The organism is Gemmatimonadota bacterium (assembly GCA_041390105.1).
In the GTDB taxonomy this organism is placed as follows: domain Bacteria; phylum Gemmatimonadota; class Gemmatimonadetes; order Longimicrobiales; family Gaopeijiaceae; genus JAGQIF01.
The window spans coordinates 438,236-465,123 of the sequence record JAWKQO010000001.1; the positions used below are offsets into that span (position 1 = coordinate 438,236).

The following is a 26,888-nucleotide window of genomic DNA, read 5'->3' on the forward strand; positions in this document are numbered from 1 at the left end:
CCGGCTCAGCGCCCAGCCACGGTCGCTTCCGTGGTGTCCTCCAGCAGGGCGACGCGACCCGGCTCCCGGTCGTCCCACGCGGGGGGTAGCTGCAGGTCGGCGCGCATGGCCTCGTAGGTCGCCTCGGCGGAGAGCAGCACGCCGGGCACCCCCGCGCCGGGATGCGTTCCCGCGCCCACGAGGTAGAGCCCCGCCACATCCTCGCTGCGGTTGTGCGGACGGAACCACGCGGTCTGGGTGAAGCGGGGGACCAGTCCGAAGGCATTTCCCAGATGCGCGTTCAGTTGCTGTTCGAAATCGAGGGGCGTGAAGATGCGTCGGACCTCGATCGCGTCACGCAGTCCCTCCAGTCCCCAGTCTTCGAGGAACGCGATGACGCGGTCGGCGAAGGGCGTGCCTTCGGTCCGCCAGTCGACGTCCGCGCCCAGGTGGGGAACCGGGATCAGGACGTACATGCTCTCACATTCGGGCGGCGCCATCGCCAGGTCCGTGCGAGTCGGTACGTGCAGGTACATGCTGAAGTCCCCAGAGAGGACTTTTCGGCGGAAGATGTCGTCCAACAGGCCGCGGTACCGTTCGCTCAGGATGAGCGTGTGATGGGCCAACTGGGGGTAGGTGCGCCGAACCCCCAGATAGAGCACGACGCAGCTCATGGTGTAGTCGAGTCCGGCCAAGCGGCGGTCGGACCAGCGTCCACGCTTCGTCCCGCGGAGCAGGTGTCCGTAGGTGTGCGCTACGTCCGCGTTGCTCACCACCGCGTCGAACGGCTCGACGACGCCACCCACCCGGACCCCGCGGGCTCGACCACCCTCGACGTGGATCGCATCCACTTCCGTGCCGGTGGCGATCTCGCCACCCGCTGCCAGGAAGGTGCGCTCGAGGGCTTCGACCAGGGAGTACATGCCCCCTCTGGCGAACCAGACGCCCCCTTCTCGCTCCAGATAGGGAATCATCAGGTAGATCGCCGGGGTCGCGAAGGGATTCCCACCGACGAACAGAGGGTGGAACGAGTAGAGGAAGCGATGACGGGGGTCCTCGAAGAAGCGCTCCACGAAGCGCGTGACCGTACGATGCGCGCCCATCCGCAGCATGCGGGGAACGAAGCGGAGCAGCTTACCCACGGTGTCGAAGGGGCGGCCTCCCAGTCGGTCCTCGATGACGGACTGGTGGATCGGTTGGATCGCTTCCATGAAGTCGTCGAAGCGTTCGGCGTCGACGGAGCTGAACGCCTGCATCTGCGCCTTCATCCGCTCGGGATCGCCGACGTAGTCGATTGAGCTACCGTCGTGAAAGAACACGCGATAGTAGGGGTCCAGCGGTACCAGATCGACCTCGTCCAGGAGGCGGCGACCCGCGGCGCGAAACACGGAGTCCAGGATGTGGGGAGCGGTGACGAGGCTCGGGCCCATGTCGAAGGTGTACCCGTCTTCCTGGAGTTGGTAGGCGCGCCCGCCCAGGCGCGGTCTCTTCTCGAACAGCTTTACAGATACGCCCGCCGCTTGGAGGCGTATCGCCAGCGCCAGGCCGCCGAAGCCCCCTCCGATCACTGCTACTCTCATTGTGGATCCTCTTGGGTTGGATCGCTCCAGTGCTCGCCCGCCTCGTCGATCCGCGCCAGAAAGCGGTCAAGGCCTCGCGTCACGTGGTCCTCCAGCTCCTCCGCGCTCGGAGTGCGTCCGTCCGGCACGGGAGGGCCACAAACGACGAACGCCGTGGGGCGCGGATGATTGAGCGGCTCGAGGTGGAGGCCCACGGGTAGGATGATGGGATCGACCAATGCCCGGGCGATCGCTCCCACGCCCCGTTGGAACCCCAAGGGACGCCGCCGAGACGGGACGATGCGACCCTGGGGGTAGACCTGCACCACCAACTCGGGTGAGGCGCGGCGCAGCGCGTGGAGGCGCTTCAGGAGGGAGCGCGTCGAGGCCAGCGATCCCGGAACCAGCCCCAAGGCCCCGGTGTGGCGCAAGAAGGGTGCTCGTCGCAGCTCACGCTCCAGCATGATCGTGTGGAGCTGTGCCACCGGCCGGAGGCGACGAGCCAGACGCTGCACGAGGAACCCATCCCACCAACTGGCGTGGTTGGCCACGATCAGGAGCGGGCGAGTGGCGTCGAGGGCCGTCGGCGCTCCGAGGATCCGAACCGCGTGCAGCGACCGTAGAAGTACTGGAAGGAGCAGTCGGTCGAGAAACGCCCACGCCAGCGGAGTCGACACCGTCAGCGAGGCTGTGCGTCCGACGCGGCTGCGAGGCGGGCGCGCAGGCTACGCAGGGCGGTGGAGGTTTCCTCGGCGAGCGTGCCGCGCTCGAGCACGAAGTCGATGACAGGCACGAGATCCTCAGGAGGAAGGGCGTCGGGGCTTTCCAGAAGGAGACTCGCCAGGGTTTCCAGGTCCGCCCGGGCAGAGTCACCGCGGCGAAAGAAGAACGGGAGGTAGAAGGTGCTGAGGAGCCGAAGGTTGCGGACCTCCACGTCCCGAGGACTCCGATCGACTGCAGCGTCGAGCAGTTCCAATCCCTGACGTACGTGGTTGAGCTTGGACCGCGGCCAGAATGCATGCTTCCCGCGCACCACCTCGAGCGCGCCGTCGTAGGCCTGGATGCGCGATGTCTCGGGCCCGGAGGGATCCGCGCCCGGACTGCGCAAAGCCTCGAGTGTCTGCTGTGCTTCGAGGATCCACTCCTCCCGCGCCACCGCCAACACATACTGAGTGCGGAGACGATTCCAGAGGAGTGACCTCGCATCGGTATCCGTCCGCTCGTCCAGAGCACGCAGGCGCTCCAGCAGCAGTTCCGCCGCGGGCAGGTCCGGCTCAGGCGGAGGAGGATCCTGCGCGGAAAGGGGACGCACGAGCGAGAACAGGGAGATCAACACGCCGATCGCTCGACTCACGCCACTGCGCCGCGTTCGAGGGAAGCCGGAATCCAGAGGGCCACATCGCCAGGAGACAGAGCTGCGTCGAGCTCCGTGCTGCGCTGCCGTTGGAGGTCACGGAGTCCGGTGCGCGCCAAACGGACCTTCGTTGCCCAGCCCGTGAACGCGCGTCGGGTCAGCGAGTCATAGCCGTTGCGGCGGATGGCCGCGTGGATGCCCATGTAGATCCGCGCGGCCGCGGCGACCGGTCGTTGCGCGAAGGTCGGCAGACGAGGAATCGCCTCGAAGGCAGCCGCGTAGTCAGCCTCCGCGATGGCCATCAGCTCCTGCATGAGCTGGCGGTAGCGATGATCGATCGACTGACGCCCTTCGGCCATTGCCCACAGGTCGTCCCGGCCTAGACCGTGATAGGAGAGAGCCGCCGTGGGGAGGTAGATCCGGCCCGCCCGCAGATCCTCTCCGACGTCACGTAGGATGTTGGTCAGCTGCATCGCGTGCCCGAGCGCGGCGGCGCGGGACAGGGTCCAGCGATCGTGGACGCCGAACAACTCGGTCAGCCACCCTCCCACCACTGATGCGACGCGGTAGGTGTACACTCGCAGCTCCCCCATGGTCGCGTAGGTCCGGTCCTCCAGGTCCATTCGCATGCCCGCGATGAGGTCTTCGACGTACTGGAACGGGACAGCGGCCGCGCGCATGTCGCCCATCACCTGGTCGAGGAGCGCGCACCCCGTCCGCGCTCCCCGGAAGGCGTCTTCTGACAGCACCAGCCACGCATCGAGGTCCGCCCGGGTCTCCTGCTTGCGCGCGGGGTCGGCCTGATCGACGAGATCGTCCGTCATGCGGCAGTAGGCGTAGACGCCCGCCACGCGGTGGCGCACCTCTCGGGGAAAGAGGCGCGAGGCCAGCCAGAAGGACTGCGAATGCGCGCGCAACAAGGCCGATCGGGAGTCGCCTCTGGCCAGCATGCGCGACGGTATGGCCGCGCTCGCCCGCACCGTACCAACGATGAGGCCCCGCGGCGCAGCGACGTCGGGCAAGGCGACACGCGCCGGCCGGAGCCAGCGCTCGACCAGAGCGCGTAGCTGGATCTGGTCACAGCCGAGATCAGCGCCCTTCTCCACCAGCCCCTCGGCCTGCTCCACCAGGTTCGAGACGCAGCGCTGCAGAGCGGTCGTCGGGAGCGTGCTGGGCGGTGCGTCCCAGGCGAGCCCATCGACGCAGGCCAGCGGCCACGTCCACTTGCGTTGGCGCCGGTCCTGCAGTGAGGGTTTTCCGGTGCCGGCTCCCGGCACGTAGTCGAGCAGGTCGTCCACCTGTTGGTAGAGCGCTCCCAACTCCACACCCAGGCGTTCCCAGTCCGCGTGCGTGCCCCGATCGCGCGCGCCGGCACCCAGCCGAGCGGCACAGCCGAAGAGCGCGCCGGTCTTGCGTTCGACGATGGCGTGGTACTCATCGAGCGTGAGCCGCTGACCGGCGGTGGCACCCTGCCGGCGCTCGCCGTCGACGGTGGCGAAGACGGCCTCCGCGAAATGGCGAGCGAATCCCGGCTGTCCACTCCGCTGCGCGATCACGTACGCGGCGGTCAGCAGTAGATCCCCACCGATGAGGGCGCCGGCGACTCCCTTGCGAGCCACCAGCGTGGGGGCACCGCGGCGCGTGCTCGCTTCATCCACGATGTCGTCGTGGATGAGGGAGGCTTCATGGACCATCTCCAGCGCGAGGGCGGCCATCCAGAATCCGTCGGGGAGGGATGCCTCCCCGGCAACGAGGGCCGCGAGCGCGGGCCGGTGGAGCTGTCCCTGCAGCGACGGAACCGGAAGTCCTTCGGCTGCGAGCGCGCGGGCCACGCGGGTGAGTTCGCTGCGCACGCAGGCCGAGATGGACGCGTCCGCGCGGGCGACCGGCGCGTTCAAGCAGCGCTCTCCGAAGGGAGCACCGCCTGCGCCGCGCGTTCAGGCAATGCGCTCACGGCCCAGAGCACCAAGGCCAGGCCGGTGGCCGCCACCGCGCCCCAGACACCGGCGAGCGCCAGCATGCCCACGGGCATGGCCAGGATCAGGGTGTAGTAGCCGCGGAGCCACTGAGGGGGGAGCGCAGTGCCCCAGTCTGCCGCTCCGAGTCGCTCCAGGACCATCATCAATACCAGCCCTGTCAGCATCCACCCCACGAGGTTCACCAGTGGCATGCCGTAGTACGGGCCCGGTTCCCCCCACACCCAGTACGGTATCAGGTGACTCATGGCGGGATCCAAAGCGAGATCCCAGATCGTCAGCAGCGCCGCACCCGCCACCAGGCGCAGGGCACGGCCACGCCGGCGAAACGCGTGACGAGCCAGCAGAAAGGACGGAAGCGCCATCAGGAACCAACTGATCGGGATGCTCCACGGAACCCTGCCGCCGATCCGCGGGCCCAGGAGCCCGGTGTACCGGTAGGGTCCGAACGGCAGGCCGTAGCCGGTGCCGACCCACTCCGAGAGGAAGGCCAGACCGGAGGTCGCCAACAGTGCGCGAAGCCAGCGCCATCCGGCGGCTCGTCGCAGCGCAAACAGTGCGGTGAGCAACGCCACCACGATGTGCGCCTGCGCCGAGACTTCGAACGACATCTGGTAGAACCGCATCACCGCGGGCATCGAAGAGGGGATGCGCTGAGGGGCCAGTGCGAAGGTGCCGTACCCTGCGAGGGAGAGGGCGGTGAAGACGGCCAGAGGCCACAGCGAGCGTGGCAGCATGCCGCGCCCTTCCGGATGGGAGGAGAGCGATGCCTTCAACGGCCCTCCCCGTGGTGCTCGCCGAGCCAATCGGCCAGCGCCTGCATCGAGCTCAGGCAGTCCAGGCTCGCAAAGGGATGGGCTCGTCCGGCGATCACCTCTGGAGTGCACGGCGGACCGCCGAGCACAACACGGAAGCTCGCGGGCCGCTCGGAGAGCATGCGCTCGGTCGCGTCGAGACAGCGGAGCACATCCGCCTGACACTGGCTCGCGCCAAATGCGATGCAGACCAGAGATGCATCCTGACTCTGCTGAGCGGACAGCACCTCGGCCACGGGGACGTCGGGCCCCAGGTACCAGGCGCGCCATCCGAAACGCTCGAGTGTGAGTCGAACAGACAGGGCGCCCAGCTGATGGAGGTTGCCTTCGGCGCACGCCACCACGGACTGGGGGGCGTCGGCGCGGAGCGCCATGGGCTCCGACCAGCGGCTGCCCACGCGGATGAGAGACTCCAGCAGCATTTGCGTCACGAGATGCTCGTCCGCGACCCGAAGGCGACCCTGCCGCCACGCGTCCCCGACAGCGTGCATGAAGTGGGTGAGGGGGCCGTCGATCAGGCGCTCGAACGGAAGGCGCGCTCTCCGCGCGAGGGTCTCGAAGAGCAGTCCGATGCGACGTGGGTCGGCGTACAGAAGCCAGCCAACGGCGAGTTCGGTGAACGCGACCCCGTTGGCCGAGGTCTCCTCCTCACGGATCGCCTGCCAGGCGTGAGCTTCGAAGGGAGTGAACGGAGCCAGGAAGGTGCTGCCGCCCTTGTGCTCAGCCAGGGCGAGCAACTCGGACAGTCCTACACGACGGTGCCCACCTTCGGTGCGATCGACGCCGGAGGCGGACTCGTCGAGCCAGCGCTTGGCCGTCGACGGGTGGACACCCAGGAGATCGGCTGCTTCCGCTGTGGAGAGGGTGATATCGCTCATGAAGGACCACATAGACGAGTTATATGCAGCACGTGGGCTTCTATATCCCGCGAAAACGATCATAATGTCTTATGTGGTCGAATTTCAAGGGGACAGGCGCGCGGAGGAGCAGGTGCGACGCGCTGCCGCGAACGCCATCTTCCACCGGGAGCGGAGCTTGCCACCGAAATCGGAGGGCGCTGACGTGGGGCTGGAACGCGCGGAGTTGGCGGACGACCCGATCGATCAGTTTCGTAGTTGGTTCGCGGACGCGGAGGCGCATCCTGCCATCGCTCAAGCCAACGCGATGTGCCTGAGCACGTTGGGAGAGGACGGGCATCCGCAGGGGAGGATCGTCCTGCTCAAAGGGGTCGAAGACGGCGGGTTCGTGTTCTACACCAACCTGGATTCGGCCAAAGGCCGAGCGCTCCGAATCCACCCCAGGGCCGCGCTCACCTTCCACTGGGAGCCTCTGGGGCGGCAGGTGCGCGTTCAGGGGGGCGTGGAACCGGTCAGCCCCGAGGAGGCAGACGCCTACTTCGCCAGCCGGCCTCGAGGCAGTCAGGTGGGGGCCTGGGCGTCGGATCAGAGTCAACCCCTCGGCGGACGGGATCAGCTGCTGCGACGCGTCGAGGAACTCGAACAGCGTTACGCGGGTCGCGACGTGCCCCGCCCGCCCCATTGGTCGGGCTTCCGCGTACGCCCTGGCTCCATCGAGTTCTGGCAGGCCGGGGAATACCGCCTTCACGATCGCTTCCGCTACGACCGGGGGGGGAGCTCGGGCGTTTGGGTGGTCACGCGGCTCAATCCCTGACATCCCCTCCATGGCGTCGGCGGGCCAGGCCTGCCTCCCCTCCTGGCCGCTATATTGCCGAGACGTCGGGGAACCGGAGGTGGAGCGTGAAGGCACGTCATGCTGTGGTCGGGGTTGCCCTCCTGGGGGCATCCTGGGCGGGCATCTGTGATCCGGGGGACATCACCATCGTCCCGGAAATCGATGAGACCTATTCGTTCGAGGGCGGATTGCAGGGATGGACCCCCGCGGCGCTTGGGTCGATCAGTCCGGCCGTCAACTGGAGTGTGGATGTCGACGGCGGGGCAGCGGTCGAGGGCCAGGCTTCCCTCAAGATCTTCCTGAGCGACTCGACAGGGACGGGGCGCGTGTGGATCGAACGAGCCTTCACCGTGGCCGCGGAAGAGGAATACCAGGTCGATCTGGCGTATCAGGTGGGCACTGAGGACTCCACCGGGGTCGCGCCTTGGTCAGCCATCGTACAGGTCTCTTCCCAGCCGCCCTCTACAAGCGGCGCGGTGACCGTGGACGGAACGCTGGACGCCAGCGGCGGTCCCGGCCTCCGGTGGTTTCCGCGCGAGACCACCGTCAACTTCGATACCGGCGTGGAGCAGGAGACGGCCTGGGTCAGCATTGGAATCGCCTCAGGTGACCCCGGGGCGCGTACCTACCGCCTGGACGGTCTGAGGGTGACGTTCACCCGGCGTTAGCGGGCCGGGCGGGCGTGGCACCCGCGGCGCGGCGGAACCGACGTAGCCCGCGTGCGAGGGGCACCAGGAGCAAGAGGGGCGCAACCACGATCGCGTCCACGAGGAAGACGCGAACTCCGGCCGCGCTCAACAGGGTCCGGACGAAGCTGACGTTGAGACCCACGGCGTCGACGGCACGCAGCGAGTCCAGCGACTCCAGCCATCCCAACTGCCAGCGTACGATCTGGGGCGAGAACGGCCAGAACAACCGGAGTCCGCCGTCCCCCAGTGGGTCGGGGACCAGGAGATCCAGCAGCACGTGCGAGCCGTATGCCGCCGCGCCGGCCAGGAAGACGGCCCATGGCGCTCCGCTCCGGCGCCTGGTCACGAGCGCGAGGAGGAGCGGGACCAACAGTGTGGCCAGGAGGGAGTGCGTAGGCCCTCGATGGAACGCGGTGGAGGTGCCGGTGACGAGGCCAGGGAGAAAGTCGAGGTCCGGCGCGTTGGCGGCGACGATGGAGAGGCCCAGCACCCAGAGGATGCGAGCACGGGCGTCGTGCCCGGGTTTGGCCCCGGCGAGCTCGACTGCGGTGTAACCGCCGATCATGTGGGCGATGGATGTGGGCACGACCGGGGTGGGCAGTGGTTGAGGGATGCAATCGGTAAACCGACGGGTAGGGGACAAGTTCTGTGCCGTGAGCGGCCGCAGCAGCCCCGTTCGCAACGGCGTTGCGCCTCGGCGCAGCGGAGGCGACGCTTCTGCGCGAACGGCACCGGTTCAGGGGCCGGGGTGGCGAAACGGCAGACGCAGGGGACTTAAACTCCCCGGGGCTTCGGCCCGTGTGGGTTCGACTCCCACCCCCGGCATATGATCCCCGAACGGTGTCGGAGGCGACCCCGGGGAGGCTTCAGGCTCCCGGGCAGCGAGTACTTCCACTCCTGGCGGCTTCAAGCAACTCGATCAGATCTCGGACGGTACTTTCCCCCAGGTCCCCGTCGTACCAGTCGTACTTCTGCGCGAGCAGCTCGTCCCGACCGAGCTTCGGCTCGTTCTCGAGGTACCAGGTCTGGAGCACGCCGGGGCGTTCGACCCAACACGCCAGCACGGAGCCGGACTCCGAGAGGGCCACCACGGTCGGAGTGGCTGCTCTCCCGTCCGGCGTCCGATGTGCCTCCATCACGGCGCGGCCACGTTCCGAGTTGATGATACGGAGCGAAAGGTTGGGTACCTCTTCCGATAGGCGCGCCAGATACGGGATGGTGTTGGCGGAGTCACCGCACCAGTCCTCGGCGACCACCAGCAGCCGCACCGGGCCCACCGTCGCGGCGCGCTTCAGAAGGGGGGGCGCCACCACGGCCCGCGCGTAGTTCGCTTGCCAGGTCTCCCTGCGCCTTTCGGCGGCAGCCATGAACTCGCCGTAGGGAACACCACTCTCATACAACTGGAGATAGGAGATCGTATCTGCTTGTGCCTGAAGCGATCCGGTCTCCTCGGACGCGCGGGGCTCTGAGGGCTGGCAGCCGAGAACGGCCACGCTCAACACAAGTAGATGCGCTGAAGTCATGCGACCTCCGGGGTGTATCCGGCGCGGCGCACGGCGTCCAGGATGACCTCGTCGCCCACCCCTTCCGCCACGGATGCCTCGGCTTCCTTCCGCTCCAGGGACACGTCGACATCGGAGACCCCCGCGAGGGGCTCCAGGGCGGTGCGGACCGCCTGGACGCAGTGGCCGCAAGAGAGGTCGGGAACCGAGATCCGCACCCGTCGCATCGGTGCCTCGTTTCGGGAAAAAGATGAACGCCCCTCAGGGAAGGGGGCTGACCACCAGCGCACTGGTCACCAGGAGGACACCCAGGGCCAGGGCGAGTTCCAGCAGCGCCGGGATCCGCAGGAGGGACGTGCGCGGTGTCTCCGAGAGCGCTGGCTTGACGACCCGCCAGTTGTAGAACCCCAGTGCTCCCGCGCCGGCCAGAACGGCCAGCTTGATCAGCAGCGTGCGACCGTACTCGCTCGCAGTGAGCGCGCCGAAGGACCCCAGCCGGGTCCAAGCGTTGAAGCCACCGCTGATCGCCATCACTGCGACAGCCGCCAGAGCGACCCGCGAGAACCCCGCCACCCAGAGCGGGAGCACGGCCACGCGTCCGTCCGCATCGCGGGCGCGGTGGAGGAGGGGGAGCGCCACCAGGGCGAGCACCGCCAGCGAGCCCATCCAGGTGCCCGCTGCCAGGACGTGGAGCACATCGGCGACCACCACCCAGGGACGTAGTGCGCCCTCGTACCCCCACGCGTGTCCGGCCAGGGCGGGTGCCGCGCCGGCGGCGAGCGCTCCGACCGACGCCAGCAGCCATCCCGGGCGGCCCGTGGAGGTCCGGGTCGCGAGTTGCAAACCGGTGCCGAAGAGCAACGCCGCAGCAACGCCGAGCCACCACCCCCATCCCCAGGGGCTCTGGAACAGCACCGCCGCCGGGCCCACCCGGGTCGACGCGAGTTGGACGTACGCTCGTACCCCCGCGCCGGCCAGCGCCATCAGGATGGCTGCCCAGCCGATTCCCCGGAGGCCCCGACGGGCTGCCTCGGCGAGGGCGGTCTCCCCACGGCTCGCCGAAGGCGCCACGACGCTCCAACGGAACGCCACGATGCCGATCATCAGCATGGTCCCCAGGAGGAACATCCAACGTCCGGCCACGCCCACCGGGTCCCACGGGGGGGCGGCACTCCGCCCTGCAGCGGGCGGGGTCGTCGCGGCCGGCCCGGGGAGTGGCGTCACCACGCTCGCGCTGTCTTGCGCGGCAGCTGTGGGAGCCACGGACTGAGTGGCCCGTACCGTGAACGCGAAGTCCCCTTCGATCGCATGGGAGTCGGGACCGGCGCTTCCCCACGATGCCTGGTGAAGGCCGGATCCGAGCGGCTCGAGGATCGCCACCCGGACCTCGTGTTCGTCCGAGCCCGGCACCCATTCGGGCGAGCCCAAGGGGACCAAGGCCCCGGACGGCGCCCTCAACTCCAGGCGGGTCAGCAGGAGCTGAATCGCCGTGGAGAAGCGCAGCCGGATCTCCAGGGGAGCCTCGTCGAGGGTTTCGTCCGCCGCGGGGCGACTCCACTCGAGCCGTGTGTGGACGGCGCCGGCACCCGCGGCCACGAAGGCGAGTGCCAGCGCGAGGCCCCTCATGCGGGGATGCCTCGCTTCACCACCGTCTCCATGGCCTCGATGAAGCGATCGACCTCCTCGAGGCTCGAGTAGACGCTCGGAGAAACACGGAGGCCCTCGAACTCGGCGTGCTTGATGGCGACGACCAGGATCCGATGCGTGGACCAGAGCCATTCGGTCAACGCGGCCGAATCGATGCCCTCGACCTGTACGTTGGCGATGCCGCAGGCCAGGCCCGGCTTCTGGCTGGTGTTGAGCCGAATGCGATCGTGCTGCAGGAGCGCGTCGGCCCAGCGATCACGCAGGTAGCGCAGACGCGCATCCTTGCGAGCCGCCCCGATACCCTGATGGAAGGTGAGTGCCTCACCGATGGCGAGGTAGTTCGCTGCCGGGTGGGTTCCGATTTCCTCGAACTTGCGGATGTTCCCGTTCATTCCCTCGGGAGCGGCCATCAAGGGCCACACGCCCTCGATCTTGTCGCGACGCACGTAGAGCATCCCGGTTCCATGCGGTGCGAACAGCCACTTGTGCAGGCTGGTGCTGTAGTTGTCGCACTCGAGGTCCGACAGCTTGAAATCGAAGTGGGCCAGCGCGTGGGCGCCGTCGATCACCACGGGGATGTCGTGCCGCCGCGCCATGGCCACCACGTCCCGCACGGGTAGGATCTGACCCGTGAGGTTGATCATGTGGCACATGAGGATCATGCGAGTGCGCGGAGTGATGGCCTCCTCGTACAGGCGCACGACCTCGGACGGGTCTTCGGCAGGGACCGGTAGCTGAATCTGTCGCATCACGATTCCCTCGCGGCGCTCGCGCTGCCGGAAGGTCGTGATCATGCGGCCGTAGTCCTGGGTGGAGGTGAGCACCTCGTCCCCGCGCTGCAGGTCGATCCCGAGCTGCATGGTCTGCAGGCCCTCGGACGCATTGCGGGTGAAGGCGATTTCTTCAGTGTCGACCCCCCACTCGCGAGCGAAGCGCTGGCGCACCGTCTCCCGCTGGGGTTCGAGGATCCGCCACATCGTGTAGGCCGGCGCCTCGTTGGAGTAGTCGAGGTGACGCTTCATGGCCTCCTGCACCCAGATGGGCGAGGGGCTCACGCCACCGTTGTTGAAGTTGACCAGCGAGCGGTCCACCGAAAACGCACGCTGCACCTCATACCAGAAGTCCTCGTTGGCGGCTACCTCTGCGGGGGTGCCCGGCGTTGCCGCCAGATCCTGCATGATCTCCGGAGCCGAACGCCGGAAGGACGGTGCCGAGAAGCGGCCGCCGATGGCCAGAGCGGCGGCGGGGTAGCGGATCGCATCGAGGAACTGGCGGCGGTCGTACATGACGGGCTCCGGGCTCGGGTCGGATGATCGCAGGATACGGTTCGAGGGCCGCAGCCAAAAGGGGCGCCAGCGCTTGACCCCCGTGCGAGCGTTCGGTTCTCTTGTGGCAGCCGAGCCGACCGCCGTGATCCGAGTCACCTTCCTGGGAACGGCCGCAGCCCGACCGACCGTCGGACGCGGCGTCAGCGCCTTCGCGGTTCAACGCGAGGGCGATCTGATGTTGTTCGACTGCGGCGAGGGGACCCAGCGCCAGATGATGCGGTACGGCACCGGGTTCGGGGTCCGGGACATCTTCTTCTCCCATATCCACGCCGACCACCTCCTGGGGCTGACCGGCCTGCTTCGCACCCTGGGGCTGCAGGGGCGCACCGACCCAGTCCACCTGTTCGGCCCTCCCCGGTCGGCGCCGGTGTTGGAGGCGACCACATCGCTCGGGGTCGAACGGGTTCCGTTCCCCGTCCTGATCCGCGAGCTGGCGGCGGGTGAGGGCGTGGTTCGCGACGGGTACCAGGTCCGTCCGTTCGCGGTGGAGCACGGTACGCAGGCGTTCGGGTGGACGCTGGAGGAAGAGCAGCGCCTGGGGCGCTTCGACGTCGAGCGCGCTCGCGCGCTGGGAGTTCCTCCGGGGCCCCTGTTCGGGCGGCTGCACCGGGGCGAACCCGTGGAAGTGGAGGAGGGCCGCTGGGTGCGCCCGGACGAGGTGGTGGGCGATCCCCGGCCGGGGCGCAAGATCGTCTTTTCCGGCGATACGCGCCCGTGCCGTTCCGTGATCGAGGCGGCGCAGCGGTCGGACCTGCTCGTGCACGAAGCCACCTTCTCCGACGAGGAGGTCGGGCGGGCCCGCGAGACGTTCCATTCGACGGCGCGCGAGGCAGCCGAGGTCGCCCGAGAGGCGGAGGTTCGCCGCTTGGTTCTGACCCATGTCTCGGCGCGCTATTCGGATTCGCCGGGGACGTTGGAGGAAGAGGCGGCTCGCGTCTTCACGCCGGTCTCGGTGGCTCATGACGGGCTGGTGATCGAGGTTCCGTTCCCGGAGGAGGAGTTGGTGTCGGCGCCTGTGGCGGCCGACGCCCGCGGCCGGGACCGCGGCCTGTGATCGAACTGGACGTCCCCGGGGACAAGTCGATCACCCACAGGGCGTTGCTTCTCTCCGCCCTGGCCGAGGGAGCCTCGACGGTGCGAGGTGCATTGGTCTCCGCGGACACGCAGGCGACGGCGTCGGTGCTGCGCGCGCTCGGTGTCGAAGTCGGTGACCTGTCGGCCTCGGGGGTATCCATCGAAGGGCGAGGGATCCGGAGCCTGCGGGCCCCCGACCACCCGCTCGATTGCGCGAACTCGGGGACCACCGCCCGCCTGGTGCTGGGCATGCTGGCTGCGTGCCCCTTCCGCGCGGTCGTCGATGGCGACGCGTCGCTGCGCGGGCGACCCATGGAGCGAGTGACCCGCCCGCTGTCGGCGATGGGGGGGCGCTTCGAGTTCCTCGGAGTTCCGGGCCGCCTGCCGATCGAGGTGATCGGGGGAAGCTTGGGGCCGCTCGATCACCGTTCCGCCGTGGCCAGCGCCCAGGTCAAGAGCGCGCTCCTGTTCGCCGGGCTGGTCAGCGGCGCCTGGGTGTTGTTCTCCGAGCCGCGGCGCTCCCGGGACCACACGGAGCGCATGTTCAGGGCCCTCGGCGTCCCGCTCATCGAGCACTGGCACGAGGGTGCCTGGCGCATCGAGATGCGGGAGCCACCTGCGCAGCTGGCGGCGCGGGTCTGGCGGGTGCCGGGCGACTTCTCGGCGGCGGCGTTCTGGGTGGCCTGGGGACTGCTGCGACCGGCGGGTCCACCGTTGCGGCTCCGCTCCGTCGGTCTCAATCCCACCCGGACCGGCCTGCTGGCCATCCTGGAGCGCATGGGGGCGCGCATCGAGCTGATCGGGCGCAGCGATCTGGCCGGAGAGCCCTGTGGCGATCTGGTGGTGTGGCCCTCTCCGCTGCGTGCCGTCGAAGTGACGAGCGAGGAGGTCCCCAGCGTCATCGACGAATTCCCGATCCTCGCGGTGCTGGCCGCGCGCGCCGAGGGGACCTCCCGCGTCACCGGTGCAGGGGAACTGCGCGTCAAGGAAAGCGACCGGATCAAGGCGGTGGTCGACAACCTGCGCGCGGTGGGGGTGGAGGCCGAGGAACTCCCCGACGGCTTCTCGGTGAAAGGGACTGCCGCAGCGTTGAGCGGACGCGTCGAGGTGCGGAGCGATCATCGGATCGCTCTATCCTTCGGGGTATTGGCGGCACTGCCCGGGTCGACGATCCAAGTCGATGATCCCTCCGTGGCGGCCGTGTCGTACCCCGAATTCTTCGGTCAGCTGGAGCGCATCCGAGCGGCGGGCTGGAGTCCCTCCACCGGCAGCCGGCAGCCGGTGGTCACCATCGACGGGCCCGCCGGTTCCGGGAAGTCGTCCACGGCCCGCGAAGTGGCCCGCCGGCTGGGGTTCCGCCACCTGGACTCGGGCGCGCTCTACCGGGCCCTGACCTTGGCCCTGCTGCGCTCGGGCTGGCCGTTGGGCACCTGGGAGCGCATGAGCGTGGGGGAACTGGAAGGCCTGAGGGTCTCGGCCCGTCCGGGGCCGGACGGCGTGGAGGTTCTGCTCGGAGGGGAAATCGTCGAGGACGCGGCCCTGCGGAGCCCCCTGGTCACGGCCCACGTATCCGCCGTCTCGGGACTTCCCGCGGTTCGGGCGGTGCTGCTGCGGCTGCAGCGGGACGCGGCCCGGGGCGGGGGACTGGTCGCGGACGGTCGGGACATGGGCACGGTCGTCTTCCCGGACGCAGAGGTGAAGGTGTTTTTCACCGCGGACCTGGACGAGCGCGCACGGCGCAGGCTACTGGAGCGACAGGCTCACCCGCCCTCACCGGAGGAGATCATCGCGGAGGCGTCCCTGATCCAGGGGCGCGATTTCGCCGATGCCCACCGGGAGCTCTCTCCCTTGAGGGCCGCGCCCGACGCCCATGTCATCGATACGAGCCGGCTGGACTTCGACGCCCAAGTCGATGCCGTGATTGGGCTTGTGCGTCGGTTGACGCCCTGAGCCACCGCATCTAGCTTTCTGATCTGTCCCGGATTCGGAGCGTTCCGGAGCCGGGACTGCGTGCGTGGGCGAATGACCCACGGTACGTGTACCCCAACCCGGGCCGCCCACGGCACCCGCCCGGCAGAAGAGCCGCCCCGGCTCACGGATGGTTCATGGCCCAGACGACTCCCTCCATCGGCTTCGCCGACCCGCATCTCCTCGACGACCCCTACGGCGACGACGATCTCTCCATCTCGCGGGACGACTTCGCCAAGCTGCTGTCGGACTACGAAGACACCCTGCAAGAGGTCAAAGAGGGCGAGATCGTCCTGGCCAAGGTGCTTCGCGTCTCCGACACCAACGTCATCCTGGAGTTCGGCTTCAAGAGCGAAGGAACCGTTCCGCTCGACGAGTTCAAGGATCCGGCCACCTTGGTGCCCGGTGCCGAGATCGAAGTGCTGCTGGAGAGCCTGGAAGACGAGCAGGGTGTCGTCGTGCTCTCCAAGAAGAAGGCGGACTTCCTCCGCGTTTGGGAGCGCATCAAAGAAGCCTACGAGCAGGACCGGCCCGTCAAAGGCACGCTCAGCCGGAAGATCAAGGGAGGCGTCACCGTCGACCTGATGGGCGTCGACGCCTTCTTGCCTGGATCGCAGATCGCCCTGCGGCGCGTTCCCAACATCGAGGACCTGCTGGGCGAGACCTACGATTTCAAGATCATCAAGCTCAACAAGCGCCGCCGGAACATCGTCGTCTCGCGGCGCGTGCTGCTCGAGACCGAGCGCGAGTCCAAGCGGAAGAAGCTGGTCAAGGAGCTGCTGGTCGGTCAGGTACGGGCCGGCGTGGTCAAGAACATCACCGACTTCGGTGCCTTCATCGATCTGGGCGGGCTCGACGGCCTGCTGCACATCACCGACATGTCGTGGGGCAGGGTCGGGCATCCCTCCGAAGTCGTGAAGATCGGCCAGGAGCTCGACGTGAAGGTCCTGGACATCGACTGGGATCGCGAGCGCATCTCCCTGGGGCTCAAGCAGCTGCTTCCGTACCCCTGGACGGAGATCGACCGGAAGTACCCGGTGGGTTCGCGCGTTCGTGGCCGTGTGGTATCCATCACCAACTACGGGGCCTTCATCGAGCTGGAGAAGGGTGTCGAGGGTTTGGTGCACATCTCCGAGATGTCCTGGACGCGCAACGTCCGGCATCCGAGCAAGCTCGTGAACATCGGAGACGAGATCGAGGCCGTGGTGCTGAAGGTCGATCCGTCCGACGAGAAGATCTCGCTGGGCATGAAGCAGATCGAGGAGGATCCCTGGCTGGCCCTGCCCGTCAAGTATCCGACTGGCACCGTGCTGGATGGTGTGGTGCGCAACCTCACGTCGTTCGGGGCCTTCGTCGAAATCGAGCCGGGCATCGACGGGCTCGTCCATGTCTCCGACATGAGCTGGACCAAGCGTGTCGAGCACCCGTCGGAGGTGGTCGAGAAGGGGCAGGAGTTGAAGGTCATGGTCCTCGATGTGGATGCGGAAGGGAAGCGCATCTCCCTGGGGATCAAGCAACTGCTGGATGATCCCTGGCCCCAGATCGTGGAGCGCTTCGCTCCCGGAGTGGAGCAGGAGGGCACGGTCGTTCGGAATCAGGAAGGCGGCGTGGTGGTGGATCTCGGGGACGACATCGAAGGCTTCGTCCCGCCGACGCACACCGGTGTGGAAGATCCCGAGCGCTTGGACGAGTACTACGCCCCGGGCGAGACCGTGGACGTCAAGGTGCTCGAGTCCGACGCCACCAATCGCCGCATCGTGCTCGAAGTCACGACGATTCCCGAGCGCAAGCCCGGGCGCCGCGTGGAACAGCCGGCGCCGGTCGCTGAGGAGGTGTCCGACGAGGACACCCAACCGGAGCCGGCGGGCGCCTCCGAGTGACGGAGTGACGGTGGGCGTGCGCCTCTCCGTTGGCCTGCTTCTCGAATCGCCCGGTCGCCTGCTGGCGGCTGGGCGGTTCGTGCGTAGAGCCCTGCTGGCCGGCTCAGTTCTGCTGGTAGGGTGTTTCCCCGTTCAGGCCGGCTCGGGTGAGGACCCTGCGCAACCGCGCCCCGTCGATCCGGCCATCGAACGGGGTGCCGTTCCCAGCGGCGGCGGGGCGACCGCGGAGCGACTGCTGACCGATGCACGCGTCGCCTTGGAGGGGGGTGACGCAGAGACCGCTCGCAGGTTGACCACCGAGGTCATCGACGACTGGGGGACCGTCCCTGGGTCGTCACGGGCGTTCTGGCTGCGCGCGACTGCGGAGGAGCAGCTCGGGGACCCGGCGGCCGCGGCGGCCGATGCCGACCGATACGTGGAGCTTCTTCCCAGCGGCGACTCCCGTCGGGGCGAGGCAGGTTTGCTGGCTGCGCGCAACGCCCAGGACGCCGGTCAGCCGATCGCGGGGCTCCGGACCTTGCTGCGGCTCGAGGGTGGCGACGCGGGCGCCGTGGAACGAGAGGCTCTCCCGTTGGCGCAGGCGCTGGTGCGGCGCACACCCACCGACACGCTGCTGGCGCTGTCGGAAACAGTGCCCGAGACGGTGTTCGGTCGGCTGGTGCGTCTCGAGTCGGCAGTCGGACTGTACTTCCGCGGCGAGGTCGCGCGAGCCGCTCAGATCGGGCGCGATCTGTTGCAGCAGTCGCTCACGCCCGAGGACCGACGGGTCGCTCAGTCGCTGGTGGAGGGGAACGCCGAGACGGTGTTGGGTGGAGACGCCGCGGTGGGTGCCATCCTGCCGACCACGGGCTCGCCTGTCCTCCGGGAGTACGCCGCGGCCATCGAGGAGGGCATTCGCGTCGCGTTCGAGACCCGCGCGCAGGAGTCGAGGCGCCCGGTGCGACTCGAGGTCCGCGACGATGGCGGGGACCCTGCCCGCGCAGAACGCTCTCTCCACGAGTTGGAGGCAGCCGGCGCGCTCGGAGTGATCGGGCCGCTGCTCGATCGTCAGCTGGATGCTGCGGCGCGATCGCGCACCACCGGACTCGCACTGGTGTCTCCCACTGCCGAGCGGGTGCCCGAGATGCGGGGGGTCTACTCCCTCGGGAGCAACGACCCCGGAGCTGCGCGCGCCCTTGCCGAGTACGCGGCGCGGGAGGGATACCAGCGTGTGGCGGTGGTGTACCCACGCGCGCCGATCGCCGAGGCGGACGCGCAGGCTTTTCGGGCTGCCTTCCAGAACGCGGATGGAGGCCTCGCCCGCGAAGTGCGGGAGTACACCTATGACCCGGGTACCACGTTCTTCCGCGAGCAACTGACGGCGGTAGCCGAGTTCGAGGCCCAGGCGCTGGTGTTGCCCGTGCCGGAGTCGGACGTCGAGTTGATCGCGCCGCAGGTCTCGTTCTTCGCGCTCGATTCCCTGGGCGTACAGATCCTGGGTACGGGGGCCTGGGCCAGCCCGGAAGTGCTCGACCGCGTCGACAGTCGCCACCTGGACGGCGTGGTCGTGGCGTCGGCCCGCGATCCCGAGGGGGAGAGCCCCGAATACCAGCAGTTCGTGCAGCGCTACGAACAGGTCGTGCGTAAGACGCTGCGGAGCCCCATCCCCGCGTTTGGATACGATGCAGCCTCGCTGATCCTCGAGGCGCTGGGCCGCGGGGCTCGCACGCCTGCCGACCTCGAGGCTCAGCTCGAAGGCATCCGCGATTTTCCGGGGGCGACCGGCCGGATCTCGATCCAGGACGGGCAGATCGTTCGCCGTCACCAACTCTACGAAATCCGGGACGGACAACTCCGCTACCTGGGACGCACCTTCAACTAGCGGGTCGTCGGCATGTCGGTGGAAGAGAAGCTCCAGCGCCTCGAGGCTCTCAGCAAGAAGGCGCTCGAGGGCGGGGGACGGGCGCGGATCGAGGCGCAACACAAGCGCGGAAAGCTGACCGCCCGCGAGCGCATCGACCTCCTGCTCGACGCCGATTCCTTCGTGGAGTTGGACCGGTTCGTCACCCACCGTTCCCACGACTTCGGACTGGAGGGACAGCGCGTCCTGGGTGACGGTGTCGTGACCGGCTACGGGCAGGTGCATGGCCGGTTGGTCTACGTCTTCTCGCAGGACTTCACGGTGTTCGGTGGCTCGCTGTCCGAGGCCCACGCCGAGAAGATCGTGAAGCTCCAGGATCTGGCCGTCCGGAATGGCGCACCGATCATCGGACTGAACGACTCCGGTGGTGCGCGGATCCAGGAAGGGGTGGTTTCCCTGGGCGGGTACGCCGACATCTTCCTACGCAACACGCTCGCGTCTGGAGTGGTACCCCAGGTGTCCGTGATCCTGGGGCCCTGCGCCGGTGGGGCCGTCTATTCTCCCGCCATCACCGACTTCGTCTACATGGTGCGTGGGATCTCGTACATGTTCGTGACCGGTCCGAACGTGGTGAAGACCGTCACGCACGAAGACGTGGACATGGAGAGCTTGGGCGGCGCGGACGTGCATGCGAGTAGATCGGGTGTGTGCCACTTCGTGCACGACACCGAGGCGGAGTCGTTGGCTGCCGTGCGTGATCTTCTGCGCTACGTGCCCCAGAACAACCTGGAGTCTCCTCCGCGACGGGACACCTCCGACCCTCCCCACCGCCGGTCGGAGCGTTTGCTCGACCTCGTACCGGACTCGCCGAATCGCCCCTACGACATGCACGAGGTGATCCGCGAGATCATGGACGACGCCGTGTTCTACGAGGTGCACGGTCTGTTCGCTCCCAATCTGATCACGGGGTTTGCCCATCTCGGTGGGCATGCGGTTGGCATCGTCGCGAACCAACCGCAGGTGCTCGCTGGCGTCCTCGACATCGACTCGTCGCAGAAGGGTGCGCGCTTCGTGCGCTTCTGCGACGCGTTCAACATTCCGCTGGTCGTGTTCGAGGATGTGCCGGGGTTCCTGCCCGGTGTGGCCCAGGAACATGGTGGGATCATCCGGCACGGAGCGAAGCTCCTGTACGCGTTCGCCGAGGCGACCGTTCCGAAAATGACGGTGATCACCCGCAAGGCGTACGGCGGTGCCTACGACGTGATGAACTCCAAGCATATCCGCGGCGATCTCAACCTGGCCTGGCCCACGGCCGAGATCGCGGTGATGGGCCCCAAGGGAGCCGTGGAGATCCTGTTTCGGAAGGAGATCTCGGAGTCTGACGACCCCGCGGCTGCCACCGAGGAGCGCATGGCCGAGTACCGCGAAAAGCTGGCCCATCCCTATGTGGCAGCGGCGCGTGGGTATGTCGACGACGTCATCGACCCGCGTGACACGCGGAGTCGGCTGGTTTCGGGCCTGGACATGCTCCAGGGCAAGCGCGACAGCAACCCGCCGCGCAAACACGGCAACATCCCTCTGTAGCGTCCCGCTGGGGAAGCCCTTGGTGCGCCGGCCCCCCGGCAACTCTCTGCCACCCCGCGCGCGTCGTATCCCTGGACTTCGTGGTTCATTCGAGGAGGGGCGATGAAAGGGATGGTTCAGGGGCGGGCGCTCACGGCCTGCCTCGCGTTGGCGGCGACGGCGAGTGGGGTGGGGGCGGCCAACCTCGGTGCCCAGGAGGACCCGCCCGAGCGCGAGTGTGTGTGTAGCGGAGAGTTCAACTGGCGGGCCGCGCCCGGCGTTCAGGTCCGGACGTTTGGGATGGCCCGGGCGCGTATGGGCGTGAGCCTCACCCTGGATGCGGATGAGCGGGGAGCGAGGATCACCGGAGTCACCGAGGGAAGCCCGGCCGACGCGGCCGGCCTGCGCGAAGGGGACGTGATCGTCGCCATCAACGGCCAGGACCTCGATCAGCCGCTGGAGGGCCGAAGGAGCCGCGGTTTCCGTCAGGGCGATGAGGAAAGCCCGCTCGATCGGCTCATGGCGCTCGCCCGAACCTGGGACCCTGGCGACCGCGTCGAGGTCACCTATCTCCGCGATGGGGATGAGCGCACCGTGACCGTGGAGGTGGAAGAAGCGAGCGGGGTCTGGACGGAGCCGTTGTTGGCTCTGGGCGACGCCCGCGAACTCGGCAACCGGGTTCGCGAGCTCAACCTCGGTGGGGCCGGCAACCGGGTTCGCCTCTTCACCCCCGAGATGGGGTTCGGCGGTCCCAACTGGGGCCTGGGACTGGAGTTGCGGGAGCTCGACGCCGATCTGGGACGCTACTTCGGGGCGGAGGCGGGCGTGCTCGTGCTGGCGGTCGACGAGGACAGTGACCTCGGCCTGAGGGCCGGAGACGTGATCCTGGCGATCGGCGGCCGGACCGTTGACGAGCCCCGCGACGTGTGGCGGGTGCTCGGCTCCTACGACGACGACGAGCCCATCGAGTTCGAGGTCCTGAGGGACCGGAGCCGCACCAGAGTGGAGGGCCATCGATCTCGGTAGAACCACGGCTGCATCGCCCGGGGAAGCGGGATTCCTTCCTCCGGGCCTCGGGTCTACCTTGCAGGCGCTCCCGGCCGGACGGTCGGGAGCGCCGCCGTTTCTCAGGAGGCCCGCGTCGGTGCTCAAGTCCGTTTTGATCGCGAATCGGGGCGAGATCGCCGTCCGGGTCATTCGCGCTTGCCGTGAGTTGGGGATCGAGTCCGTTGCGGTGTATTCCGAAGCCGATCGCCGCTCTCCCCACGTCCGTCTGGCCGACCGCGCGGTCTGTGTGGGCGCCGCCGCCGCGAGCGAGAGCTACTTGAGGGGCGATCGCCTGGTCGAGGTGGCGCTCGGGGCGGGCGTGGACGCCGTCCATCCCGGGTACGGCTTTCTCGCCGAGCGGGCACCTTTCGCACAGGCCGTGCAGGAGGCGGGGCTGGTCTTCGTGGGTCCCGACCCGGACACCATCACGGCCATGGGGGACAAGACGGAGGCCCGGCGTCGCATGGCGGACGCCGGCGTTCCCATCGTGCCCGGCGCGGTCGACGCGGTGCAGGACGCGGAAGAAGCCGCGCGACTCGCGGAGGAGATCGGATACCCTGTGCTCCTGAAGGCCTCGGCCGGTGGGGGTGGCAAGGGGATGCGGGTGGTCGAGGGCCCGGCTGACCTGGCCCGTGCTCTGGAGGCCGCCTCGCGCGAGGCGAAGGGTGCCTTCGGAGATGGGGCGGTCTACCTGGAACGCTTCCTGGGGCGCCCGCGACACATCGAGATTCAGGTCCTGGGCGATCGCCGAGGGCGGGTGCTGCACCTGGGTGAGCGCGAATGCTCCATCCAACGGCGCCACCAGAAGCTCGTCGAAGAGGCACCGTCTGCCGTGCTCGATGCGGCCCAGCGCGCGCGCATGGGGGAAGCGGCCGTACGGGCGGCGGAGGCCGTCTCCTATGTGGGGGCGGGAACGGTCGAGTTCTTGTTCGAGAACGGGGAGTTCTTCTTCCTCGAGATGAACACGCGCATTCAGGTGGAGCACCCCGTCACGGAGTTGGTGACGGGGATCGACCTCGTGGAATGGCAGCTCCGGGTTGCGGGAGGGGAGTCGCTCCCCTTCGGCCAGAGCGACATCCCCATGGAGGGGCATGCCATCGAGTGTCGCATCACCTCCGAGGACGTGGCCGCGGGGTTCCTTCCTTCCACGGGGACCATCCACGCCCTCGCCGTGCCGGGGGGCGCGGGCGTCCGCTGGGACAGCGGGGTCGAGGTGGGTTCCGAGGTCGGGCTGTTCTACGACCCGCTGTTGGCCAAGCTCATCGTCCACGGAGCCACCCGAGAGGCCGCCATCCAGCGCATGGCGCGGGCCCTTTCGGAGCTGACGATCGACGGCGTGGAAACCTGTACGCCCCTCCTGCGGCGAATCGTGGCCGAGCCCGACTTCAAGGCGGGAAAGCTGAGCATCCGCTACCTGGACGAGCACCCCGACCTGCTTCAGGCGGAGGCGGCCCCCTCGGACGTCCGGGCAGCGGCGGTGGCGGCGGCCTTGCTGGAGCACCAGCGGCGGCGTGAAGAGCGTCCCCGCCTGGGCGGCAGCGCGGAGGCGACCTTCTCGGCCTGGCGCCGAGCCGGCCTTCCGGGAGCAGGCGGGACCTGATCGCTCGCGTCACGATCGACGACATCGCCGCTGGCGGGTCCGGGGTCGGCCGTCTTCCTGACGGCCGGGTGGTGTTCGTGCCCAGGACCGCTCCCGGAGACGAGGTGGAGGTCGAGGTGATCGCCTCCAAGAAACGGTGGGCCAGTGGGTTGCCGCTTCGCGTTTTGACGCCCGGCCCCGACCGCGTCGCCCCCCCCTGCGGCCACTACCTACGCTGCGGAGGGTGTTCGCTGCAGCACCTGGCCTACGCCGCCCAGCTTCGCGCCAAAGGGCGCATCGTCACCGAGGCGCTCCGGCGTATCGGCCAGGTGGAGGCCCTGGTCGAGGGTCCGGAGCCCTCTCCGAGCCAGCTGCACTACCGCACGCGCGCGACCTTCCACCTCCGCCGTCTGCCGGCCGACCGGATCGTCGCGGGCTTCAACGAGGTGGGGCGTCCCGGGCGCATTCTCGACGTCGGTACGGGCTGCCTCGTGCTCTCCCCGGCGCTGGCGGCGGGTTGGACGGAGCTCAGGCAGGCGTGGGGGGTTGGAGCTCGGCGCCTGCCTGCCGGCCGCGAGCTGCGCCTGACCTTGAGGGAGGTCGAGCAGGGCGTGGTCCTTACGGTGGCGGGTGGGCACGGGGCCGGGGATGCAGGGAGCCTTGTCGAGCGGGCTCCGAGCCTGAAGGCCGTTTGGGCGGTCCGCGAGGACGGCGGGACCACTCGGCTGGCGGGGGAGGCGCGCCCGGCGGAGGCCGGCGGGGTCGGCCCCCTCGGACCCGGGGCGTTCACCCAAGTCAACCCGGCGGCGGCGCGTTTCCTGGTGGACTGGGTGGGTGAGTGCGCGGGCGCTGCGATCGCGGGTGTAGACGTCCTGGACGCCTATGCCGGTGCCGGGGCGTTCGGCCGGGCGCTGAAAGCGCGAGGGGCGCACGTCCTCGCCATCGAAGCTGACGGCCACGCTGCGGCCGCGGCGCGGGTCGCGGGATTGACCGTGCTGGAGGGCAAGGTCGAGGACCGACTCTCCGAGGCGTTGCCGGTGGGGTTCGCGGTGCTCAATCCGCCCCGTAGCGGCCTGGACGCAGGCGTCAGCGCCCAGTTGGAGCGGGCCGGCCCTCCCCGGATGGCGTATGTCAGCTGTGATCCCGCAACCCTCGCGCGCGACCTGCGCGCACTCCGTAGCTACGCGGTAGAGTGGGTCCGCACGCTGGACATGTTCCCCCAGACGGCCCACGTCGAATGTGTGGTGTCGCTGGACCGGCGGCGCCCGACCACGGATCTTCCAGCCGTTGCCCCGGGCGCAACGGAGCTTCCCCAACCCACCGGCGAATGAACTATCAGGTCGTGATCGGCGAGGCGGCCTTCGAGGTCGAGATCGACGAGGAAAGCGTGCGGGTCGACGGTGAGATCGTCGAGGTGGACTGGCTGGCCGCCCCGCCGGGAGCGAATGCGCTGCTCTCCCTCGACGGGCGGGCCCACAGCGTCGGCGGTCGCCGCCAGAGTGACGGCTTCTGGGCTCTTTCCGTGAACGGCGAGTCCTTCCGTGCGGAGGTCCTCGATGATCGGACCCTCCTGGCTCGCCAGGTATCGGGGGCCAGTGGGCGTGCGACCGGCCCGCGTCCGGTGCGGGCTCCGATGCCGGGGCTGGTGATACGGGTCGAAGTCTCCGTTGGGCAGGCGGTACGCCGTGGTGAGGGCGTGGCCATCGTCGAGGCCATGAAGATGGAGAACGAGCTGAAGGCGGAGGCCGACGGGGTAGTGGACCGCGTGTTGGTGCAAGCGGGCGAGACCGTCGAGAAGGACCAGGTGATGATCGAGTGGAAGACGCCGGAGGTTCCGTGAGCGAGGGGCAGGACTTCCGGACCGATTCGGGGCTGGAGATCGACGAGGTCTACGGGCCCGGTTCCGCCACACCGGTGGGAGAATTGCCCGGGGACTTCCCGTTCACGCGCGGGGTCTACCCGAGCATGTACCGGGGGCGCCTGTGGACGATGCGCCAGTATGCCGGGTTCGGGACCGCGGAAGAGACGAATCAGCGCTACCGCTACCTGCTGGACCAGGGCACGACGGGGCTCTCCGTGGCCTTCGATCTCCCGACCCAGATGGGGTACGACTCCGATCACGCGATGGCCGCGGGCGAGGTAGGGCGCGTCGGTGTGGCCATCGACACGATCGCCGACATGCGCCTCCTCTTCGACGGCATCGACCTGGGGAAAGTGTCCACGTCGATGACCATCAACTCCACCGCGTCCATCCTGTTGGCCTTCTACGTCGCCGTGGCGGACGAACGTGGCGTGCCGCGCGCGCGTCTGGCAGGGACGGTACAGAACGACATTCTGAAGGAGTACGTGGCGCGCGGCACCTATATCTTCCCGGTCGAGCCCAGCCTTCGCTTGGTTGCCGATGTGATCAGCTTCTGCGCGCGCGAGGTTCCGCGCTGGAATCCGATCTCCATCTCCGGATACCATATCCGCGAAGCCGGCGCGACCGCGCCGCAGGAGATCGCCTTCACGCTGGCCAATGGCCTGGAGTACGTGGAACGGGCGCTGGCGGCAGGCATCCCTCTCGAGGACTTCGCGCCGAGGCTCTCGTTCTTCTTCGCAGCGCACAACGACCTCCTGGAGGAGGTGGCCAAGTTCCGCGCAGCCCGGAGGCTGTGGGCCCGCCTCATGCGCGAGCGGCACGGCGCCTCGGACGCATCGAGCCGTCTGCGTTTCCACACGCAGACCGGAGGGTCCACGCTGACCGCGCAACAGCCGCTCAACAACGTGGTGCGCGTGGGATTGCAGGCGCTGGCGGCGGTCCTGGGCGGCACCCAGTCGCTGCACACCAACGGATTCGATGAGGCGCTGGCCCTACCGACCGAGGAGTCCGCTCGCCTCGCGTTGCGCACCCAGCAGATCCTGGCGCACGAGTCGGGCGTGACCCGCACGGTGGATCCACTCGCTGGCAGCTACTACGTCGAGTCGCTCACCGATCGCCTCGAGGAGGCGGCGCGCACCTATCTCGCTCGTATCGAGGAGATGGGGGGCGCCGCGCGCTCACTGGAGATGATGCAGGAGGAGATCCACCGCGCGGCCTATGCCCACCAGATGGCGGTGGAGGCGGGCGACCGAGTGGTGGTGGGCGTCAATCGGTTCCAGGAAGGGGAGCCCGCCCAGCCCGTGGCCCAACCGGACTACTCGGTGCTCGAGGCTCGCCAACGGGCGGCGCTCCGCGAATTCAAGGCGCAGCGCGATGCGACCGCGATCGCGGCGACCCTCGCCGGGGTTCGGGCCGCCGCCGCTGGGCGCGAGAACCTCATGGGAGCCATCGTGCCGGCGGTGCGGGCCGGAGCGACCCTGGGTGAGGTCAGTGACGTGCTACGGGCGGTCTGGGGCACCTACGACGGTCGCTGA

General features: G+C 68.6%; 23 protein-coding genes and 1 tRNA gene. 13 read left to right on the forward strand and 11 right to left on the reverse strand.

Annotated features, from left to right (window positions below; translation table 11 throughout):
- Positions 1-5: 5 nt before the first annotated feature.
- From crtI to R3E10_01950, 6 genes are read right to left on the reverse strand one after another with little or no spacing between them, the layout of a single operon-like run.
- A complete protein-coding gene (crtI, locus tag R3E10_01925) occupies positions 6-1,559 on the reverse strand; it encodes a phytoene desaturase family protein (GenBank protein ID MEZ4414490.1) in 1,554 nt (517 codons plus the stop codon).
- Positions 1,556-2,215, reverse strand: coding sequence for a lysophospholipid acyltransferase family protein (locus tag R3E10_01930; GenBank protein MEZ4414491.1), 660 nt, complete (start codon positions 2,213-2,215; stop codon positions 1,556-1,558). Before R3E10_01930 ends, crtI begins: the two co-directional genes overlap by 4 nt.
- 2 nt (positions 2,216-2,217) lie before the next feature.
- Complete coding sequence (locus R3E10_01935; GenBank protein ID MEZ4414492.1) at positions 2,218-2,892, reverse strand: hypothetical protein; 675 nt, start codon at positions 2,890-2,892, stop codon at positions 2,218-2,220.
- Entirely contained in the window at positions 2,889-4,790 is a 1,902-nt protein-coding gene (locus R3E10_01940) for a squalene/phytoene synthase family protein (GenBank protein ID MEZ4414493.1), read from the reverse strand. Before R3E10_01940 ends, R3E10_01935 begins: the two co-directional genes overlap by 4 nt.
- Positions 4,787-5,605, reverse strand: coding sequence for a carotenoid biosynthesis protein (locus R3E10_01945; GenBank protein ID MEZ4414494.1), 819 nt, complete (start codon positions 5,603-5,605; stop codon positions 4,787-4,789). Before R3E10_01945 ends, R3E10_01940 begins: the two co-directional genes overlap by 4 nt.
- Positions 5,606-5,640: 35 nt before the next feature.
- On the reverse strand, positions 5,641-6,561 hold the full coding sequence (locus R3E10_01950) for a B12-binding domain-containing protein (GenBank protein ID MEZ4414495.1): 921 nt from the start codon (positions 6,559-6,561) through the stop codon (positions 5,641-5,643).
- A gap of 112 nt (positions 6,562-6,673) precedes the next feature.
- Between R3E10_01950 and pdxH the strand changes: the two genes are divergently transcribed.
- Both pdxH and R3E10_01960 read left to right on the forward strand, forming a co-directional pair.
- Positions 6,674-7,354 (forward strand): pyridoxamine 5'-phosphate oxidase, encoded by a 681-nt coding sequence (gene pdxH / locus R3E10_01955; GenBank protein ID MEZ4414496.1) that lies wholly within the window; start codon positions 6,674-6,676, stop codon positions 7,352-7,354.
- Between the two features lie 86 nt (positions 7,355-7,440).
- Positions 7,441-8,043, forward strand: a complete 603-nt coding sequence (locus tag R3E10_01960; GenBank protein MEZ4414497.1) for a hypothetical protein — start codon at positions 7,441-7,443, stop codon at positions 8,041-8,043.
- On the opposite strand, the gene R3E10_01965 is transcribed toward R3E10_01960, so the two are convergent.
- Positions 8,030-8,650, reverse strand: coding sequence for a metal-dependent hydrolase (locus R3E10_01965; GenBank protein MEZ4414498.1), 621 nt, complete (start codon positions 8,648-8,650; stop codon positions 8,030-8,032). The two genes, R3E10_01960 and R3E10_01965, sit on opposite strands and share 14 nt — an antisense overlap.
- 156 nt (positions 8,651-8,806) lie before the next feature.
- Between R3E10_01965 and R3E10_01970 the strand changes: the two genes are divergently transcribed.
- Positions 8,807-8,889 (forward strand) — tRNA-Leu (locus R3E10_01970).
- Positions 8,890-8,930: 41 nt separating this feature from the next.
- Here the strand turns inward: R3E10_01970 and R3E10_01975 are convergent.
- From R3E10_01975 to R3E10_01990, 4 genes are read right to left on the reverse strand one after another with little or no spacing between them, the layout of a single operon-like run.
- Positions 8,931-9,587, reverse strand: coding sequence for a thioredoxin family protein (locus R3E10_01975; protein ID MEZ4414499.1), 657 nt, complete (start codon positions 9,585-9,587; stop codon positions 8,931-8,933).
- A complete protein-coding gene (locus R3E10_01980) occupies positions 9,584-9,793 on the reverse strand; it encodes a heavy-metal-associated domain-containing protein (protein ID MEZ4414500.1) in 210 nt (69 codons plus the stop codon). The genes R3E10_01975 and R3E10_01980 overlap by 4 nt, the downstream gene beginning before the upstream one ends.
- A 34-nt stretch (positions 9,794-9,827) precedes the next feature.
- A complete protein-coding gene (locus tag R3E10_01985) occupies positions 9,828-11,192 on the reverse strand; it encodes a CopD family protein (protein MEZ4414501.1) in 1,365 nt (454 codons plus the stop codon).
- Entirely contained in the window at positions 11,189-12,499 is a 1,311-nt protein-coding gene (locus tag R3E10_01990; GenBank protein ID MEZ4414502.1) for an aminotransferase class V-fold PLP-dependent enzyme, read from the reverse strand. Before R3E10_01990 ends, R3E10_01985 begins: the two co-directional genes overlap by 4 nt.
- A 127-nt stretch (positions 12,500-12,626) precedes the next feature.
- Here R3E10_01990 and rnz point away from each other — a divergent pair, with 127 nt between their 5' ends.
- The 10 genes from rnz to R3E10_02040 all read left to right on the forward strand — a co-directional run bounded on the left by rnz (position 12,627) and on the right by R3E10_02040 (position 26,888).
- Positions 12,627-13,595 carry a ribonuclease Z gene (gene rnz / locus R3E10_01995; protein MEZ4414503.1) on the forward strand — a complete coding sequence of 323 codons (969 nt, stop codon included), beginning with the start codon at positions 12,627-12,629 and terminating at the stop codon, positions 13,593-13,595.
- The gene (gene aroA / locus R3E10_02000; GenBank protein ID MEZ4414504.1) at positions 13,592-15,565 is read left to right on the forward strand and encodes a 3-phosphoshikimate 1-carboxyvinyltransferase; all 1,974 of its coding nucleotides are present in this window, start codon (positions 13,592-13,594) and stop codon (positions 15,563-15,565) included. Before rnz ends, aroA begins: the two co-directional genes overlap by 4 nt.
- A 155-nt stretch (positions 15,566-15,720) precedes the next feature.
- Positions 15,721-17,463 (forward strand): 30S ribosomal protein S1, encoded by a 1,743-nt coding sequence (locus R3E10_02005; GenBank protein ID MEZ4414505.1) that lies wholly within the window; start codon positions 15,721-15,723, stop codon positions 17,461-17,463.
- 4 nt (positions 17,464-17,467) lie between these two features.
- The gene (locus R3E10_02010; GenBank protein MEZ4414506.1) at positions 17,468-19,324 is read left to right on the forward strand and encodes a penicillin-binding protein activator; all 1,857 of its coding nucleotides are present in this window, start codon (positions 17,468-17,470) and stop codon (positions 19,322-19,324) included.
- Positions 19,325-19,336: 12 nt separating this feature from the next.
- A complete protein-coding gene (locus R3E10_02015; protein MEZ4414507.1) occupies positions 19,337-20,887 on the forward strand; it encodes an acyl-CoA carboxylase subunit beta in 1,551 nt (516 codons plus the stop codon).
- Between the two features lie 102 nt (positions 20,888-20,989).
- Positions 20,990-21,892 (forward strand): PDZ domain-containing protein, encoded by a 903-nt coding sequence (locus R3E10_02020; protein MEZ4414508.1) that lies wholly within the window; start codon positions 20,990-20,992, stop codon positions 21,890-21,892.
- A 118-nt stretch (positions 21,893-22,010) separates the two neighbouring features.
- Positions 22,011-23,513, forward strand: a complete 1,503-nt coding sequence (locus R3E10_02025) for an acetyl-CoA carboxylase biotin carboxylase subunit (protein ID MEZ4414509.1) — start codon at positions 22,011-22,013, stop codon at positions 23,511-23,513.
- Positions 23,514-23,527: 14 nt separating this feature from the next.
- Positions 23,528-24,823, forward strand: a complete 1,296-nt coding sequence (locus R3E10_02030) for a class I SAM-dependent RNA methyltransferase (GenBank protein MEZ4414510.1) — start codon at positions 23,528-23,530, stop codon at positions 24,821-24,823.
- On the forward strand, positions 24,820-25,332 hold the full coding sequence (locus tag R3E10_02035; GenBank protein MEZ4414511.1) for a biotin/lipoyl-containing protein: 513 nt from the start codon (positions 24,820-24,822) through the stop codon (positions 25,330-25,332). Before R3E10_02030 ends, R3E10_02035 begins: the two co-directional genes overlap by 4 nt.
- Positions 25,329-26,888 carry a methylmalonyl-CoA mutase family protein gene (locus tag R3E10_02040; protein ID MEZ4414512.1) on the forward strand — a complete coding sequence of 520 codons (1,560 nt, stop codon included), beginning with the start codon at positions 25,329-25,331 and terminating at the stop codon, positions 26,886-26,888. The genes R3E10_02035 and R3E10_02040 overlap by 4 nt, the downstream gene beginning before the upstream one ends.

Bases quoted from the DNA above. Each gene is read 5' to 3' on its own strand.
- crtI (MEZ4414490.1), bottom strand. From the start codon at position 1,559: ATGAGAGTAGCAGTGATCGGAGGGGGCTTCGGCGGCCTGGCGCTGGCG.
- R3E10_01945 (MEZ4414494.1), bottom strand. From the start codon at position 5,605: ATGCTGCCACGCTCGCTGTGGCCTCTGGCCGTCTTCACCGCCCTCTCC.
- R3E10_01950 (MEZ4414495.1), bottom strand. From the start codon at position 6,561: ATGAGCGATATCACCCTCTCCACAGCGGAAGCAGCCGATCTCCTGGGT.
- R3E10_01975 (MEZ4414499.1), bottom strand. From the start codon at position 9,587: ATGACTTCAGCGCATCTACTTGTGTTGAGCGTGGCCGTTCTCGGCTGC.
- R3E10_01980 (MEZ4414500.1), bottom strand. From the start codon at position 9,793: ATGCGACGGGTGCGGATCTCGGTTCCCGACCTCTCTTGCGGCCACTGC.
- R3E10_01985 (MEZ4414501.1), bottom strand. From the start codon at position 11,192: ATGAGGGGCCTCGCGCTGGCACTCGCCTTCGTGGCCGCGGGTGCCGGC.
- R3E10_01990 (MEZ4414502.1), bottom strand. From the start codon at position 12,499: ATGTACGACCGCCGCCAGTTCCTCGATGCGATCCGCTACCCCGCCGCC.
- R3E10_02005 (MEZ4414505.1), top strand. From the start codon at position 15,721: ATGGCCCAGACGACTCCCTCCATCGGCTTCGCCGACCCGCATCTCCTC.
- R3E10_02015 (MEZ4414507.1), top strand. From the start codon at position 19,337: ATGTCGGTGGAAGAGAAGCTCCAGCGCCTCGAGGCTCTCAGCAAGAAG.
- R3E10_02020 (MEZ4414508.1), top strand. From the start codon at position 20,990: ATGAAAGGGATGGTTCAGGGGCGGGCGCTCACGGCCTGCCTCGCGTTG.
- R3E10_02035 (MEZ4414511.1), top strand. From the start codon at position 24,820: ATGAACTATCAGGTCGTGATCGGCGAGGCGGCCTTCGAGGTCGAGATC.